The organism is Salipaludibacillus keqinensis (genome assembly GCF_003226325.1).
In the GTDB taxonomy this organism is placed as follows: domain Bacteria; phylum Bacillota; class Bacilli; order Bacillales; family Salisediminibacteriaceae; genus Salipaludibacillus; species Salipaludibacillus keqinensis.
This window is the reverse complement of record NZ_PDOD01000002.1, coordinates 413,184-429,702: the sequence shown is the minus strand read 5'-3', so window position 1 is coordinate 429,702 and position 16,519 is coordinate 413,184. Positions and strand designations below refer to the sequence as shown.

16 protein-coding genes and 1 pseudogene are annotated in these 16,519 nt (G+C 37.6%); 11 read left to right on the top strand and 6 right to left on the bottom strand.

What is annotated here, in order from left to right; genetic code table 11:
• Positions 1–95: 95 nt before the first annotated feature.
• The gene (locus CR194_RS09310) at positions 96–962 is read left to right on the top strand and encodes an alpha/beta hydrolase family protein (RefSeq protein ID WP_158282221.1); all 867 of its coding nucleotides are present in this window, start codon (positions 96–98) and stop codon (positions 960–962) included.
• 609 nt (positions 963–1,571) lie between these two features.
• Here CR194_RS09310 and celB read toward each other — a convergent pair.
• From celB to CR194_RS09280, 5 genes are all read right to left on the bottom strand, one after another.
• Positions 1,572–2,930: a PTS cellobiose transporter subunit IIC gene (celB, locus tag CR194_RS09300; RefSeq protein ID WP_110609400.1), complete on the bottom strand. Its 1,359-nt coding sequence runs from the start codon at positions 2,928–2,930 to the stop codon at positions 1,572–1,574.
• Positions 2,931–2,949: 19 nt separating this feature from the next.
• Positions 2,950–3,483: a hypothetical protein gene (locus tag CR194_RS09295; RefSeq protein ID WP_233254293.1), complete on the bottom strand. Its 534-nt coding sequence runs from the start codon at positions 3,481–3,483 to the stop codon at positions 2,950–2,952.
• On the bottom strand, positions 3,461–3,781 hold the full coding sequence (locus CR194_RS09290; protein ID WP_110609398.1) for a PTS cellobiose transporter subunit IIA: 321 nt from the start codon (positions 3,779–3,781) through the stop codon (positions 3,461–3,463). The genes CR194_RS09295 and CR194_RS09290 overlap by 23 nt, the downstream gene beginning before the upstream one ends.
• A 125-nt stretch (positions 3,782–3,906) precedes the next feature.
• On the bottom strand, positions 3,907–4,290 hold the full coding sequence (locus tag CR194_RS09285; protein WP_233254292.1) for a PTS cellobiose transporter subunit IIB: 384 nt from the start codon (positions 4,288–4,290) through the stop codon (positions 3,907–3,909).
• A 455-nt stretch (positions 4,291–4,745) separates the two neighbouring features.
• Positions 4,746–6,671, bottom strand: a complete 1,926-nt coding sequence (locus CR194_RS09280; protein ID WP_158282220.1) for a BglG family transcription antiterminator — start codon at positions 6,669–6,671, stop codon at positions 4,746–4,748.
• Between the two features lie 521 nt (positions 6,672–7,192).
• On the opposite strand from CR194_RS09280, the gene CR194_RS20255 reads away from it, so the two are divergent.
• From CR194_RS20255 to CR194_RS09235, 10 genes and pseudogenes are all read left to right on the top strand, one after another.
• Complete coding sequence (locus CR194_RS20255) at positions 7,193–7,351, top strand: hypothetical protein (RefSeq protein ID WP_158282219.1); 159 nt, start codon at positions 7,193–7,195, stop codon at positions 7,349–7,351.
• Positions 7,352–7,366: 15 nt separating this feature from the next.
• Positions 7,367–7,765, top strand: a complete 399-nt coding sequence (locus tag CR194_RS09275) for a nucleoside 2-deoxyribosyltransferase (protein WP_110609396.1) — start codon at positions 7,367–7,369, stop codon at positions 7,763–7,765.
• A gap of 25 nt (positions 7,766–7,790) precedes the next feature.
• The gene (locus tag CR194_RS09270) at positions 7,791–8,345 is read left to right on the top strand and encodes a GNAT family N-acetyltransferase (protein WP_110609395.1); all 555 of its coding nucleotides are present in this window, start codon (positions 7,791–7,793) and stop codon (positions 8,343–8,345) included.
• A gap of 73 nt (positions 8,346–8,418) precedes the next feature.
• Positions 8,419–9,036 (top strand): NUDIX hydrolase, encoded by a 618-nt coding sequence (locus CR194_RS09265; RefSeq protein ID WP_110609394.1) that lies wholly within the window; start codon positions 8,419–8,421, stop codon positions 9,034–9,036.
• Between the two features lie 25 nt (positions 9,037–9,061).
• On the top strand, positions 9,062–9,424 hold the full coding sequence (locus CR194_RS09260; RefSeq protein ID WP_110609393.1) for a cupin: 363 nt from the start codon (positions 9,062–9,064) through the stop codon (positions 9,422–9,424).
• Positions 9,425–9,621: 197 nt separating this feature from the next.
• Positions 9,622–10,181: pseudogene (locus tag CR194_RS09255) on the top strand (AAA family ATPase).
• Positions 10,182–10,239: 58 nt separating this feature from the next.
• Positions 10,240–10,653 carry a hypothetical protein gene (locus tag CR194_RS09250; protein ID WP_110609392.1) on the top strand — a complete coding sequence of 138 codons (414 nt, stop codon included), beginning with the start codon at positions 10,240–10,242 and terminating at the stop codon, positions 10,651–10,653.
• Positions 10,654–11,433: 780 nt separating this feature from the next.
• Positions 11,434–13,167 (top strand): carbon starvation CstA family protein, encoded by a 1,734-nt coding sequence (locus CR194_RS09245; RefSeq protein WP_110609391.1) that lies wholly within the window; start codon positions 11,434–11,436, stop codon positions 13,165–13,167.
• Positions 13,168–13,235: 68 nt separating this feature from the next.
• Positions 13,236–13,493 (top strand): cory-CC-star protein, encoded by a 258-nt coding sequence (locus CR194_RS09240; protein ID WP_110609390.1) that lies wholly within the window; start codon positions 13,236–13,238, stop codon positions 13,491–13,493.
• Between the two features lie 22 nt (positions 13,494–13,515).
• On the top strand, positions 13,516–14,442 hold the full coding sequence (locus CR194_RS09235; protein ID WP_110609389.1) for an ArsA family ATPase: 927 nt from the start codon (positions 13,516–13,518) through the stop codon (positions 14,440–14,442).
• Between the two features lie 206 nt (positions 14,443–14,648).
• Here the strand turns inward: CR194_RS09235 and CR194_RS09230 are convergent, their stop codons facing one another.
• A complete protein-coding gene (locus CR194_RS09230; protein ID WP_110609388.1) occupies positions 14,649–16,181 on the bottom strand; it encodes an FAD-dependent oxidoreductase in 1,533 nt (510 codons plus the stop codon).
• Positions 16,182–16,519: the final 338 nt, after the last annotated feature.

The following is a 16,519-nucleotide window of genomic DNA, read 5'->3' as shown; positions in this document are numbered from 1 at the left end:
AATCGCTGCAAACAATGAAGGCATATGCTACTTATTCACTATAATGAAACCCTTTACACAAGTGTGCGTATATGTATACCGAAGGAGTGAAGGGCATGATGAAAATATTGAGTTTATTAGCAATAGTATTTTTAGTATCTGCATGTTCTGATGAGGTAGAAGAGGTACTGATAGAAAAAGAAGAACTGTCGGATTTTTCAACGGATTACGATGTGTTGGCCTGGGAAATCGTCTATAAAAGTGATGATTACTTAATTGAAGGCTACGTGGTAAGCCCTGGTGATGAGGGAGAAAAGTATCCTACTCTGATTATTAATCGTGGTGGAAACCGGGACTATGGGGAGATAGAAGAAGAGTGGTTGGCTCACTATGAGGCATTTTGGGCCGATCAGGGGTATACAGTCATTTCCAGTCAGTACCGTGAAGGTGGCAATAGTGAAGGGGTAGATGAGTTTGGCGGAGATGATGTGAATGATGTGCTTCAGCTAGAGCATGTGGCAAGGGGAATTGAGTTTGCCGCTGAAGATGAAATCTTTATGTTCGGTTTCTCTCGTGGAGGCCTCATGACTTACCGGGCTATCCAGGAGGGTATGCCTGTCCAGGCAGCGGCTACGCTTGGCGGAGTTTCCGACTTGATGGGAGCATATGAAGCACGGGGACTGGCCATGAGACAGATGCTTGTGGAATTAGTAGGACACCCAGCAGAAGTGCCTGAAGAATATGAGAGGCGATCAGCTATGGAATGGGTGGTAGACATCAATGTGCCACTATTGTTGATTCATGGCGAGGAGGATGAAGCGGTCCCTTTCCAGCAGTCTTTGCAGCTTTATGAAGCACTAAAAGAAGAAGGACAGGAGACTAAGTTGGTCAGCTATGAAGAAGGGGATCACAGTCTTCATGACTTTTTCGTTGAATACACCAGTGAAGTGGCAGAGTGGTTTGAAACTTACAAACAGAAATAGTCAGGGGGGTTATTTGATTAACGCCTTGATTTACTTGAAATACATGAGGGATAGGGTCTAAGTAAGCTAACATAAAAGTTGATGTGTAAAATACATTTTGTGCTCACGGGAGGTTTTACAAATTCTAATTCAAATTATGATTATTGCAATAATCATTTTCGTGTTTTTTTATATTTTACGAAAAGCATCAGATGTTCATTATGAAAATTATGGTTCGTATTCAGGAACGATGGAAAACACAAAGATATGCTCATCATGCGGGAAAAAAATGAATGAAACATATCGTGGAGAAAAAACTCCTACTATTTGTACGAATTGCCGATAAACGTTGGACTGTATGTTCCTATGATTGCGAAAATGTACTCAATCAAAAAGGTGCCTTTCGTGAAACAAGCTGATGCTATTGTGGGTGGAAGGGGTTTGCGGCTGTCACTAAGTTCAACTTAAAACAAATAAAGAGAGAAGGGTGTCCCAAAAGTAGAATCTTTTGGGGCACCCTTCTAATATAGGCATACTATTTTCCTCTTGATTTCTAACGTATTCGTCCTAATCCGTTGGGCCATGCTGCGTGGATGCTAAGTACTTTGACCACAAGAACCGTCGCCACGGTTAAATAATATCACCTTCACCTTTTTCTTGCTTAACTAACTTCTGATCGTACATTTTAATAAATGGGAACCAAATGGCAAAGGCAATAATTGCAGAAGCGATTGCCATGCCTACGGCTAAAATGCTACCTCCTGTACTAATGAATGCACCTATTCCTATCGGAGAAGGCCATGGCATTTGTGCAATAACAGGTTGTACAATTTGAAGTTTAATTGCCCAATAAGCTAAGGATGCTGTAACCATTGGTGCTAAAAAGAACGGAATAGCCAAGAAAGGGTTGTATACAATAGGTAACCCAAAAATCAATGGTTCGTTAATATTGAAAACACCAGGAACAAGCGATGCTTTCCCTAACACTTTTAATTGTTGAGATTTAGCTAGAAAGGCAATAAATATGACTAAACCTAACGTCGCACCAGAACCACCAATAATAACGAAAGCATTGTTGAACTCGCCCGCAAGTGGAATATTTGCGCCATCCGCGTTTGCTTGCATATTTGAAAGAATCACTGGTGTTAAAAATCCAACCCAAATCACATTGAATCCATGGATTCCCACAATCCAAAGTGCGTGGATTAAAAAGTAAATAACTAGTACACCTAACCACGAATCTGTAATATTAGTAACAAATCCAAATGGAATAGCTATGACTTCGTATACATCTGTACCTAACGAAACGAGAACACCGTTAATGATTATAACAACAACAGCAACTAAAAATGCTGGAATTAACGCTGTAAATGATCTCGATACACCTTCGGGAACTGCATCAGGCATTTTGATAACCCAATTCTTTTTCACACAAAGTCTGTATAGCTGTACAGCTAAAACAGCCATAATGATCCCGGAGAATATTCCTGTAGAACCTAAACGGCTCACACCACTACCAACCATTTCCCAGCCATTAATAATTGTGCCACCATCATCCATTTGTTCCACAAGTGAGATTTGTCCATTATTAAACCCTAATTGAGGGACTGTCATAAACAAAGCAAACATAGATAATAAAGCACCATTTAACGGGTTGAGATTTATTCCATCTTCTTCAGCATTTATTTTAGTATATTCATAGCCTACTACGAGACCAAAGTACAACGCTAATATCCCCATGGTTGCCGTATTCGCTATCATATACAAATCACTGATTCTAAAAAACGTATTATTAAAAAAGCCTTCTAAAAATGTGAAAGTCTGCGGCAATACGTTCAACACTAGAAACATGGAACCTACGATTACGAAAGGAATGGAAGCCATCCCTGCGGCCATAATCGCACGTACAAAACGCAAAGCTGCTATTTTGCTTAAGGGTCCCATTAGATATTTTTCCATAAGACCAAATAGTTTGTTTTCGGAAGCCATTTTAATACCTCACTTCTGTTTAATTAATAACTTCTTCATATTGTTTGATACGTTTATAATGTTTGTCTTCATTATGTCTTATTTGATTTAATCGATTAAGAATGTGCTTGCTTAATAAGATTCCAGTTATCAATATAAAGAAGATTAATAGTTTAGACCTTGTTTCATCTATAAGAAAGGGGTATAAGTGTGTGAAAGACGATGAAAAAGAAACTGGTAAAATGAGTAATACATTTGTCCCCAACAAGGTTTGAAAACAGTACCTTGTATATTTAGGGTTATTTGTATGATCGCTATACATCTTTACTTGTTCTGCGATACTAATTATCAAGACAACAAGTAAAGTCAAAGGAACAAGAAATAGCGCTGATTGACTCATTAATAATGAAACGAACCAGTATAGATTCGTAAAAAAGAAGAAGGCTGAAACATATCTGACTAGTAAATATCGATTAAAGTACATCGATTTCAAACTTAATTCTTTTTTATTTTTTTCAACTGTTCTTTCATCGTTCTTCATACCTAATCCCTCACTTATTTTCGACTTTTTCATATAGATGGATCATTTCTGAAGCAATATCTTTCAGTGTCATAACAGTCATAAGATGATCTTGTGCATGAACCATGATGATTTCCATTGTGATGGTTTCTCCAGAAGAATACTGCTTTAATAATTCTGTTTGCGATTTATGAGCTAACACGATTTCTTTATTCGCTTCTTCTAACTTTTCTTCAGCATTTCTGAATTCATTATTTCTCATCATGTTAAATGCCTCGTGGATCATCGTTCTTGCTGATCCGCTGTGTAAAATAATCTCAAATGCTACCGTTTGAATTTTTTCCTGCTCCATAGTTATGTACATCTCCTCTTAACATGTTGGTATATTCTTATACAAAAGTAGTTAGAGGGATTAAACGCAAGGTTTAATCCCCCCAGGTATAAACGCTTCTCGTTATAGAACTTTATTCAAAAAAATTATTCACTTGGAAGTTCTTCTAAGATTACGTTTGCTAATTTTTCAATCCCCATCGGAATCGGAACGTATGCTTGTGGTGGGATGTTGATAACCGGCTTACCAACTCGATCACCAGTTTTTTTGAGTTTGTCATAATACATTTTTGTTTGTGGACTTATTAAAAACAAATCAAACTCACCATCTTCAATCTTCTGAGTTCCTTCACTAGTAGAAACTGCGTCTACTTTAATATCGTTTCCTTTGCTATTAAAATACTCTGTTGTTTTCTTTGCCATTAAAGAAGATGACATACCAGCTGCACAAATAATTAAAGCTTGTTTCATTTTAATTCCTCCATTGTTTAGTTCATTTTTTTGTTGCTTGTTTCTAAAATGTCTTGCCATTGACTGCAATCTCTTGCTTAGAACCATTTACAATATTGCTTCAGCGCAAAGTTCAATTTTGATAGGCAGGGCTGTCTGCCACAAGGAACTATTTGGTTATTGCGATTCTGAATTGAATCCATTTTAGTGGTGGTGAACCGCTTCCATTTTTTATAAAAAAGGTTCCTTCATGTTTGATCCACGTTCCAGATTCGTCTCTAACTCGAATGTGTTCCTTGTTTCTATATTCTTAATTTACAACGAAAGCGGTTTCGTTTGTAGAGAACCTTTTTCCGTTGTCAACGGAAAAAGACACAAATAGACACAAAATGACACAAAAAGCAGATGGCATGTATATCCATCTGCTTCTTAGTTGACTTGTGAATTATGAAAGGATCAACCCATTCAAATTTGTCTAAATCTCTTCTTGCCATGCATTTCTAAAAAATAAAAGAACAGAGAATAGAAATAAATCACTATTCCATGTTCTTTATAAGACTTTTTAATTGATCAAACGTTTTGCATTGTAAAAAGCCAGTCACTTTGTTCCGATCATCTAGTAGTTGCATCAGCGAAGTATACATTGGTTTTAAGTTTGCTTGATTGTTTTTGGCAATATTCAATAGGACAACGAATTGTACAGGCTTATCTATCCATAGTATCGGTTTTTTTAACGTTATAATCGACCAGAATGTGTCATCAGTTTGCGGGTCAAGGGGGTGAGGGATGGCCACCAAGTTCCCAAAACTTGTTGGTGAATAATTCTCCCGTTTTAGAACTGAATCCAGATAAGTATCATCAACTTCGTCAGCCTCTGTTAACTTATTACAAATGAACTTGATAACTTCTTCATGATGTTGAAAATCCTTATTCAAAAAGGTGTACTCTTCTCTTAAATAGGTTTCAACGGTGAAATTTTCTTGTGATATCACTTTCTCTAAGTTTATTAGATCGGTATCGCTTAAAATTGTACTCACTGTCTTTACAGGTATCGGCATTTCCTCTCGGATTGGAATCGTACTAATAATAAAATCTATGTTATGAAGGGATTGGTTTGATAAATTATGGTATTCTGTCGTCCCCATAATGATTAACTGATCTCCAAATGTCGTCTGAAGTTTATACTTCAGAAGTTGGGCACTACCCAATCCTGATGCACAAACAATTAAACAACGGGGAACATACTCCGTATTTTTCTTTTGCCGCTCTTGTGCTACTTCTATGTGAAGGGCTAAGTAACCAACCTCATTTTCGTCTATTTTTATATTTAATTTCTCTGATAATACTTCTTTTCCAATTAGAGCAGCTTCAAATGAGAGTGGATACTTTGCCTTAATATCTTCTAACATGGGATTTCTTATATTCATATTGTATTTATACCGGTTTATAGCTGGCTTTAAGTGTAAACTTAATTCTACTGGCAAATCCTCGTCTTGATGTATGTGAAGGTTAAACTTATCATCAATTCTCTTAATCATTTCCGTAACCACATCTGTAATTTCATCATTAATTAGCGATGTAACCTCTTCATTTTTGAGGTTGGAATTAGCTAATTTTGTTCCTTGCAAATGAATGGTTACATAAGCAACTTCATATTTTGAAAATTTCACTTTAAGACTGGACTCTATATCCCTGACAATCTCAGTTGCAACTTTATATTTTTCCTGTTTTTCCAATTCTAACATCTCGTCTTGAACCATTTGTATAGAATAATCTTCTCGAATCCGTTTACAAGCTATGGCAATATGTGTGATTAAATTTTGTAAACTTATATCTGAAATCATCGTTTTATGTTCCCGTAGTTTAGCTAATGTGATATCTTGAATGGTTTTCAACTCTTCGTTTGGCAAAATCTGAAGCCAATCTTCAGAATTACCTGCAAAAGTTGATTTTTGATTAAAAATATATTCGGAAATACAGAATCGTATTTGTGCTTCATTTCCAATGACCCTTATCCCATAATGAGGTTTCTGTTCTATGTTCAAATGATACTTTTTTAAGATTTCGCGAATGGTTTTTAACTCGTTTTGAAGGGTTGACCGACTTATATAGAGTGTATCTGCTAAATCCTCTACTTTTATATAATCTGAATTGAATAAAAGCCTCTCCATTAAAAAACGTACTCGTTCCTCATGTTTAGAGGGGATATCTTCGCGCTTTATATCACTATGATTTTCAAGGAATTCTTGAATCCCTTTATTATTTTCAGTGAAAAGTTGATATCCCTTCCCACGGTACGATTCTATTCTGGCATCTATTACCTTTAATTGCTGGTTTAATACTTTAATATCATTTCTAACCGTCTTGGAACTAACCAGTAAACTGGCAGCAAGTTCTGAACTTGTAATGGGTTCCTTTACTTCCAGTAGTTTTTTTATAATTTTTTGCAACCGAATATCCATAGATATCCTCCCTCTATTCATGCAAGCTATAGATTTGGAGCTTCATTCTATAAAATAAAAAAGACCACTTACCAACTTCTCAAAATAACTGTAAACTCCTCATTTGACCAAAAACGTTCGACAGGAGGTTATTAGGAGAGGATAGCAGTGGAACAAAATGATTATATCAGAAATAAAGTAAACCATGAAAAAATAGAATCGTCAAATCCTATTATGACGTCATAGCCAACTAAGATTCATCCATAAGCTATGAATATAGATCTCTCCAGTGCCTGTCTATTCCATCAAAAATAAGGGGGCTAGATCATTCCGTGTTTTCACTTTTCAGGAAAGAAAAATCGTTTAAACTGAAATCTACGAAGGAACAGTTTTTTTGGATGGTAAACGTCCGGTTATCTTCAAAGATCTAAGAAATCAGCTTGTTGATTAGTGAGTATTCATTCATACTATTGATAAATATGACTTTTGGGTCATGAAATGAAAGTCTTGAGACTTAAAGAAATGTGAAGGAGACGAGCATTATGGTTAAAAACATCGTCAAGTTAAGCATCGCAATTATTTCAGTTACTGTTGGAATCTGGACGAATAATATATGGTTCTTAGTCGCGGGGGCTGTATTGACCATCATGGTTCACTTCCTCTTTGATCCGGTCAGAGCGAAGTTTTTTCATCAACGATAAAGGGGGAGAGAGTTTATGAAATTTTATATTGCTTCTAGTTTTAAAAACAAGCAACAAGTGAAATTCGTGAGTAACAAATTAAAGGAAAAAGGCTTTATTCATACATATGATTGGACGAAAAACGACAGAGCGACCACAAAAGAACAATTAATAGATCTAGGAGTGAAAGAGAAAACAGCAGTATTAGAGTCGGATTTTATTGTCGTACTGTTGCCCGGTGGAAAAGGGACTCATATAGAATTAGGGATGGCCATTGCCCAAGGAATCAAGGTCTATCTATACTCTCCGAACGACGACATCAATCACTTCGAAACGACCAGTACCTTCTATCACTTACCTGAAGTCCAACAAATTATAGGCACGATAGAAGAATTAGTCGATCAATTGCAAAGAGAAACACGTTCAATAGATTAACAATCTGAGAGGAGTATGTATCACCATGGAACAATACAAACCGATAAAATTTTTAGAAAATAAACGAGTCTATCTTAGACCAATCGAGGACAAAGATGTGGATGCGTTCTTCTTTCAATCACTTTGGGATAGTGAATTTAGGCGACTAACTGGTACCAAAGCTGTGTTCACTCGCTCTGCTGTTCAAAAGCACTTTGAGACGATTGCATCTGATAGCAGTAGAATCGATTTAATCATCTGCTTACAGGAAAATGATCAGCCCATTGGCGACATCGCTATGATGGATATTGATCACCAAAATCGAAATGCCATCGTCCGCATTGGGATTTTCGAGCAAAACATGTGGGGCAAAGGGTTGGGAACTGAGGCAATGTCCTCACTTCTCGAATACGGCTTTCAAATGCTGAATTTGTACAGAGTCGGTTTAGATGTCTTTTCATACAACAAAAGGGGCATGAAGGCATATGAAAAACTAGGATTTAAGCAAGAAGGGACTATTAGAGGGGCACTCTTTTACAATGGTGAATATCATGATTCTATCCTTATGGGGGTATTGAAAGAAGAGTTCGTGAAGGTGTAGCGATAAGCTTCTCGTGACTTGCGAAAAATAGAGTCGTGGTACTAACTAAATGAGTTAGAAAAGGTGGACATATATGAGTTATCAATGGTTAGATTGGGCAAAAAGGATTCAAGCGCTCTCGCAATCCGGGCTGGCGTTTTCTAAAGACAAATATGATATTGAAAGATACAAAGAATTACGGAAGATTAGTGCTGAAATTATAGCTGAACATACGAATCTACCAATGAAAAAAATTCCTGAGTTGTTTATGAACGAAACAGGCTACCAAACGCCTAAAGTGGATGTTCGGGGAGCGGTGTTTAAGGAAGACAAAATCTTAATGGTGAAGGAAAAACATGATGATAAATGGTCGCTACCTGGTGGTTTCTGCGATGTCGGCTTGTCTCCATCTGAAAATATCGTTAAAGAGATTAAAGAGGAATCTGGTTATCGCGTAGACGCTAAGAAATTGGTTGCTTTATTAGATATGGAGAAGCACTCTCAAATTCCTCAGCCATACCATTATTACAAAATCTTTATTCAATGCGAGCTCGTTGGCGGTCATGCAAAAAGCGGGATTGAAACAAAAGGAGTAAAGTTTTTTTCTGAAAATAAATTGCCAAAACTATCTACCAAAAGGAATACAGAGGCTCAAATACAAATGCTTTTTGAATTCATGAGAAATCCACAAAAAGTTTGTGTGTTTGATTAGAGAATATTCATAAGGGGGAGTAAGTTTGGAAATCTTCAGGTTCGATCAAGGGGTTGGAAAGAAAGTTACTCATTTTCAGTCTGACTTTGTCATGTCACGTATCATAAAAACGGAAAACCCTGCTCAAATAAGTTGTATGCATCTAGAGGCTAAAGGCTTAATAGGTCTACACGAAGCCACTGTCTCTCAATTATTACTTATCGTTGAAGGTGAAGGCTGGGTTAGAAGTAATGGCTCGTCATTAATCAATGTGAAAAAGGGTCAAGCAGTTTACTGGGATCAAGGCGAGAACCACGAAACTGGAACTGAGACTGGCATGACGGCTATCGTTATAGAATCAGAATGTTTGTCACCCCGTGACTTTATGGCAATAAGAGATGAGGGATAAAGAAGATTAATCTATTAATGTAGTCCTCATAGAATATCGTTTAAACCGTCTGAACATTTTATCTAGATTGAAAGGTAAAATCTTAAGTAAGGTAGGTTCGTCTATTATTTTCAGACGAACCTTTTATTTATGTGAAGAAAGAATGTCAATTTATGTTAAAATAACCAAAAGGTATTCAGAAATAAAGGAGAGAGCTTATGAAATGTGTTCTTGTATTTGGACCCCAAGCGGTTGGTAAAATGACAGTTGGACAAGAGTTAGCTAAAGCAACAGGATTGAAACTTTTTCATAATCATATGACGATAGATTTGGTTACTCAGTTCTTTGATTACGGCTCTGAAGCAGGACAGAGATTAATTAACTTGTTTCGTCAAGAGATATTTGAAGAATTTTCAAAGAGCAATCTTTATGGAATGATCTTCACTTACGTTTGGGCATTTAATCTAAAGGAGGACTGGGATTATGTTAATCAATTGGCTCAGTTGTTCGAGTCTAGAGGAGGGACTGTCTACTATGTGGAGCTCGAGGCAGATTTAGAAGAAAGACTTGAGCGAAATAAAAGTTCTAACAGACTTGAACATAAGCCATCAAAAAGGAATATCGAATGGTCTGAAGGTGACTTGAAAAACTCCATGGAAAATACAGATTAAATTCGTTTGAAGGAGAAATAACATATTCAAACTACATCAAAATAAACAATTCAAACTTGAGTGCAGAAGAAGTGGCGAAGAAAATTAAAGAAGTATTTCAATTATAGAGAATGAGTAAGCGCTCGGAGAGCCACGCGCTTAAACTGCTGTGGGAGTTGTTCATTTTTGCCTGAGCTTGTTAGAAATAATGAAGAAATTTTTATCGTCATTTATTGTTTTCTACTATTGTGGATTAATATTAGCTACATAAAAGACTACAAAGATATTAAAAAAGGACTCGGTGAAGTAGAGGCGGAAAGTGACTTAGAAATTAATCCAAATGCCATCGCATTGATGTTTTTTAGCTTACTGTTTAATTTTTTTCGTAGATGGTTGTTTTATATTCTTGCAGTATTGATCACGGCGAACATTTTTGTGGTTATTGTTTCTGTTGTTTTATTTGTATTTGGTTTATATGATTGCCTGTTTAATTATAGTATAGAAAGAGTAAAAAAATCGAGATATGGCTTCAACTTGGCAGTTGGAGACACTTTATTTATTTCCATTTTTGTTATTTACCTGTTTGTGGGCCAAGTATAGCTGCTTCGAGTGATTTACTGAAATCATAAGCCATTGTGGTCTCTCCTTTTAAATATGAGATTTTCCATTAAACTTATAAGGCAGAATAGCTAAAAGCATATCCAGAGGATGCATCAATAGTAGAGAGCCATTTTCTTTTACTGTATTTACTTATTGCTTCACCACTCCTGTTTAGGTTGTCCGTAAACTAGTTTATCGACTACTTTTCACTCTTGCTCTCTCGTTTTCTACCGATAAATTGGTTTATCGACTTCTTTTCACTCTTGTTCTGTCCGTTTCTACCGATAAATTGGTTTATTGACTTCTTTTCACTCTTGTTCTGTCCGTTTCTACCGATAAACTAGTTTATCGACCTCTTTTCACTCTTGTTCTCTAAGTTTCTACCGATAAACTGGTTAATCGACGTCTTTTCACTCTTGCTCTCTCGGTTTCTACCGATAAACTAGTTTATCGACTTCTTTTCACTCTTGTTCTCTCAGTTTCTACCGATAACCTGGTTTATCGACTACTTTTCATTCTTGCTCTCTCAGTTTCTACCGATAACCTGGTTTATCGACTTGGTTCTATGCTGAAATCAGAATCACTGTTGGAAAAGGGTTCTCAAAGTGATTACTCAAAGTGATTTATTTACACAATGATTACAGAAATCGTCCAAATTATTTACAAATTCAGAATCTTTGGTACAATGGAACAGGAATAAGATTAAAGCGCTTACAATATTATTTTTCGAGGAGGGAAACGAGCCAAACAAAAAAAGAGAATAGTGGGAGGTAGAAGGATATGTCAGCTATTTTGGTAGCCATATTAGGTCTAGTAATATTTGCTTTAGGGTATCGTTTTTATTCGAAGTTTATTGCTGAAAAGATTTTTCGACTTGATCCTAATTACGTGACACCTGCTCACAAGTACAAAGATGGCGTCGACTTTGTACCAACAAACAAATTTGTATTGTGGGGTCACCACTTTACTTCTGTTGCAGGTGCTGCACCGATATTAGGTCCTGCCATTGCTGTTTATTGGGGATGGCTTCCGGCTGTTCTATGGGTCGTACTGGGTACCGTTTTTGCGGCCGGGGTTCACGACTTTGGAACTCTTGTTATTTCTGTCCGGAATAAAGGTCAGTCGATTGGAACTTTAGCGAACAAGCTAATTGGTCAACGGGGAAAGATCTTATTTTTATTTATTATTCTCATTTTAGTTTTGATGGTGAATGCCGTTTTTGCATGGGTAATTGCGAACTTATTCATAACCTATCCAGCTAGTGTCCTACCGGTATTTATTCAAATTCCGTTAGCAATATGGATTGGATATGCCGTTTATAAACGTAATATTAAGATGCTTGTCCCTTCATTAATTGCGTTAGCTGTGATGTATGCAACGGCGATATTCTCGGCGCAAAATGAATTTTTGCAAATTGACTTAGTCCGATATATGGGTGGGGAAGAAGCGGCAGGTCTCTTTGGACTTGGTGCTGTAGCGACTGCTTTCTTCATATGGATTGCTATTTTACTAGCCTATGTCTATGTCGCATCAACCCTTCCTGTTTGGAAACTACTTCAACCGCGAGATTTTATTAACTCGCATCAACTAGTTGTCGGGTTAGCCATTCTTTATTTAGGGTTATTTTTAACAAATCCACAGATCACGGCACCAGCAACGAATCCTGGAGCGGATACGTCCTGGCTACCGTTATTGTTTATAACGATTGCTTGTGGGGCCATTTCAGGATTTCACGGACTTGTCTCATCAGGAACAACGTCGAAGCAATTAAATAAAGAAACAGATGCTCGTTTTGTCGGTTATTTTGGTGCTGTCGGGGAAGGGGTCCTAGCCTTAGTATCCATCCTCGCTGTTGTCACACTCTTCGCCAATGCCGATGAGTTTTTAGGGGCATATGGAAGTTTTGCTGATGCCAATGCTATTGGACTAGGGAACTTTGTAGAAGGTGCTGGAGCACTTGCGCAAGGCTTATTAATTCCTCAAGGAGTGGCTACAACTATCGTATCGATTATTGTTGTTAGTTTTGCTGCAACGACGCTTGATACAGCCGTTCGTTTGATGCGTTATATTATTTCTGAACTAGGTACAGAGTATAATATTCCAGCTCTCACGAAAACACATGTAGCAACGACGGTTGCAGTAGGTTCTACGGCAGCGCTTGTTCTGATTCCTGAAGGGCCTCAAGGATTTGGTTCAGGAGGTTACTTACTGTGGCCATTGTTTGGTACGTCGAATCAGCTATTAGCAGGGATAAGTTTATTACTGATCTCATTATGGCTCAAGCGATTAGGTAGAAACTATATTTACACGTTCATACCGATGATCTTCTTGTTATTTATGACGATGTATGCCCTTTTCCAACAGGTCACTTTTACGTGGTCATGGTGGGGAACGAATTCAAATATGCTTCTATTTGTATTTGGTGCGATTAACTTTGTCTTTGCTTTATGGATTTCGATTACAGCATTTTCTGCTATGCGAGGGAAGTTTGATAATCGAATTGACAACGATTAAACTAGAAGGAACCAAGGGAGAGGCCAGCGTTGGTCTCTTCTTTTCCTTTCTGAAAGGTGGAATAAGAAGTGTTAGATAGTGTGAAAAAGCTGATTAAATACTATGAAGATGTCATTAGCCTTAATCATAAACAGGAGATTGCCAGAGAACTAAGAGACGAGGATGACCTGTTTTTGTTGATGCTTTATTCAGAAATGCTGGGCATTCCTAACCCTGTATACTACTATACACTTGAGCTTTATCCACATATGATTGAAGAATTTCACGACTGGCACTTACGAATGGGTATGGACAAATCGCCGTTAACAGGAATTCGCTGCTGCTAATGATAGAGAGGGTGTTATTTAGATGGAAGTATTGGATAAAAAAATCATTTTTGTTGGGGGCAAAGGGGGTGTCGGGAAATCCACTTCAGCTGCAGGAATTGCCTGGCGCGCGGCTGAAAAAGGGTACAAAACACTTCTTATTTCTACTGATCCTGCCCACAACTTAGGGGATATCTTTGATCAGTCGATTGGTGGAAAAACGACAAAAGTGAGTGATAATCTTTCTGCGCTAGAAATTGATCCAGATATTGAAACGGAAAAGTACATAAATAGTGTGAAAGAAAATATGAAAGGCACCGTCCATTCTGGCATGATGGAAGAAGTCCATCGACAACTCGATACAGCAAAGGCTTCACCAGGAGCGGATGAAGCGGCTTTATTCGATAAACTGATTTCAATTATTTTAGAAGAAAGTGAACATTTTGATAAGCTCGTTTTTGACACTGCACCAACAGGCCACACGATTCGACTTCTTACTCTACCTGAACTTATGGGCGTCTGGATTGAAGGGCTATTAAAAAAACGCAAAAAAACGAAAGAAAATTATAGCCAACTCCTAAATGATGGGGAACCAATCGAAGATCCGATCTACGATGTCCTTCGGGAACGTCAGGAACGATTTTCAAAGGCGAGAGAGATCCTGCTAGATGGCAATAAAACAGGCTTTATTTTTGTATTAAATCCTGAAAGGTTGCCGATTTTAGAAACGAAAAAAGCCCTTGAGCTTCTAGACAACTATCACCTTCACGTAAAAACACTAATTGTAAACAAAGTGCTGCCGGATAATGCGGACGGACAGTTTTTGCAGGAACTAAAGGAAAATGAAAAAGGGTATTTATCGAAAATAAAGGAGACGTTTAAGAAGCAGGAAATTGTTTATATTCCATTATTTTCCCATGATATTTCAAGTAAAGAGGAGCTAATGCAATTTAGTAAATATTATAGGTGAGGGTTCTAACAAACTCATTTAGAATGGATACAATGATGGATAAAAAGCCTGCTATGACGACTATTATCATAGCAGGGATGGACGAGAAGCCATTAGAAATTACGGAATAATTATCATAAGTGATTTTTTGAGTCTTCAGATCACTACTTTAAATAAAGGGGCGAGTTGATAACATTCCATTTTCTCCATCTCCACCTTTGTCCATGTTATTCAAATTTCTTCAAAGGTTTCGTTGCGGGACCTTCAATTACTTTCCCTGTGTGGGAAAATCTTGAACCGTGACAAGGGCAATCCCAAGATATTTCTGCATCGTTCCATTCAACATCGCAGCCCATGTGAGTGCAATTTAACGAAACGAGGTGGGACGATCCGTCCTCATCCTTATAGGCGCCAACTTGTTTGCCTTCATGTTCAATAACCGCTCCCTCATTTCTGTTTAAATCTTGAAGGCTCTTGCGGCTAGTGTGTACCTTTCCTTTAATAAATTCTTTCGCTGTATCGACATTTTCTTTTGCAAAATGAAAGAGATCTGTTTTCTTTATTTTGGAACGCATCGGGTCATATAAATCGTGATATGGATTGTCATTGCCGATGATTTTGTCTTTTAGTAAAAGAGCGGCTGCTACGCCATTCGTCATTCCCCATTTTCCATACCCTGTTGCTACTAAGATACGTTCTTCGCCGGCAACGTTTTGACCAATGTAAGGGACGAAATCAAGTGTTTTTAAATCTTGAGAAGACCAGCGGTATGGAATACTTTCAATGCCGAACCACTTCTCACCAAATTGCTTGAGTGATTCATAAGAAGAAAAGTTACTGCCTTCATTTTTCCCCGCAGTATGACCTCCTCCTCCAATTAATAAAAGGGGCTCACCATTAGGGCTTTTAGCTTCTCGTAAGGAAGTTCCGCCTGGATCAATGCTAAGGGACATGCCCTTAGGAACGTCAGCCCGAGGTTTAATAGCCAAACAATATGAACGTTCGACGTGAAGGCGAGAGAAGTACAAGCCTGATAGATCATTAAACGGGAAATGGGAGCTGACAATACAATGGTTGCTCTTAATTGTGTACCCCTCCGTTGTCAAAGCGGTCGGTTGTTTTGTTCCTTTTACGCTTTGAACTCGTGTTCCTTCAAACACCATTCCACCATTTTTAAGAATCGATGGAAGAAGGCCTTTAAAGAATTTCACGGGGTGAAATTGCGCTTGGTTTTGGAGGAGTAAAGCTTGATCAACTTCAAAGGGTAAGCCCACATCCCCAGTAGCCATGATGCCATCGATCCGTAATTTTTGGTACGCTTTTGCTTCTTTTTCCAGAATATTTAGTTGCTGACCGTTTGCAGTATAAATAAAGGCATTTTCCGTCTGTAAGTCGGCTTCTATCTTCTCTTTGACGGCAGTCTCTTTAATGAAAGCTAAAGCATCCTCGTTTGCCTCATAATATAACCACGCATTTTCCTCTCCTACCGATTGAATCAATTTATGATAGATTGCACCATGCTGAGAAGTCACTTTAGCGGTCGTGTAGCCTGTCGTACCATTCAGAATTTGATCCCCTTCAATTAGAGCTACGCTTAATCCTTGTTGCGATAACAAATAAGCAGATGTAATACCAGTCACACCAGCGCCAATAATTGCTACATCTACTTCAATGTCTTCTTGTAGCTTTGGAAAAGTGTGATTTTCTTCGTGAGAAAGCCATAGGGAATCAGGGTAATTAGATATAGGATGATTACTCATTGTTGTACCTCCTGTCTTTTTTGGGGTGAATAGGGTCGAGTGAAAAGCTCATATTGTGATGTACCCTGTGTGTTTCAATGTTCAAACAATCAAAGGCGTTATTGTTAAAAACTTGCAAAAGGGGACTTGGAAAAATCTTTAACTGTGAAAGAGGATTTAAAAGGAGCTAACCTCCATGACTTCTAGGACTACAGGAGGTTTTTGTTGTATAAATGCTTAACCTATGTGGTGGTTGGGTATAAACAAGCAAGTGAATGGGTAGAAACTGTAAAAATTGTAGATTTTGTAAGTCAATTCAAACCAACATAGACAGAAGCAGCTTTAAAGTTTTTTCAAAT

Bases quoted from the DNA above. Each gene is read 5' to 3' on its own strand.
- CR194_RS09310 (WP_158282221.1), top strand. From the start codon at position 96: ATGATGAAAATATTGAGTTTATTAGCAATAGTATTTTTAGTATCTGCA.
- celB (WP_110609400.1), bottom strand. From the start codon at position 2,930: ATGGCTTCCGAAAACAAACTATTTGGTCTTATGGAAAAATATCTAATG.
- CR194_RS09295 (WP_233254293.1), bottom strand. From the start codon at position 3,483: ATGAAAAAGTCGAAAATAAGTGAGGGATTAGGTATGAAGAACGATGAA.
- CR194_RS09290 (WP_110609398.1), bottom strand. From the start codon at position 3,781: ATGGAGCAGGAAAAAATTCAAACGGTAGCATTTGAGATTATTTTACAC.
- CR194_RS09285 (WP_233254292.1), bottom strand. From the start codon at position 4,290: ATGGCAAGACATTTTAGAAACAAGCAACAAAAAAATGAACTAAACAAT.
- CR194_RS09280 (WP_158282220.1), bottom strand. From the start codon at position 6,671: ATGGATATTCGGTTGCAAAAAATTATAAAAAAACTACTGGAAGTAAAG.
- CR194_RS20255 (WP_158282219.1), top strand. From the start codon at position 7,193: ATGGTTAAAAACATCGTCAAGTTAAGCATCGCAATTATTTCAGTTACT.
- CR194_RS09275 (WP_110609396.1), top strand. From the start codon at position 7,367: ATGAAATTTTATATTGCTTCTAGTTTTAAAAACAAGCAACAAGTGAAA.
- CR194_RS09270 (WP_110609395.1), top strand. From the start codon at position 7,791: ATGGAACAATACAAACCGATAAAATTTTTAGAAAATAAACGAGTCTAT.
- CR194_RS09265 (WP_110609394.1), top strand. From the start codon at position 8,419: ATGAGTTATCAATGGTTAGATTGGGCAAAAAGGATTCAAGCGCTCTCG.
- CR194_RS09245 (WP_110609391.1), top strand. From the start codon at position 11,434: ATGTCAGCTATTTTGGTAGCCATATTAGGTCTAGTAATATTTGCTTTA.
- CR194_RS09235 (WP_110609389.1), top strand. From the start codon at position 13,516: ATGGAAGTATTGGATAAAAAAATCATTTTTGTTGGGGGCAAAGGGGGT.
- CR194_RS09230 (WP_110609388.1), bottom strand. From the start codon at position 16,181: ATGAGTAATCATCCTATATCTAATTACCCTGATTCCCTATGGCTTTCT.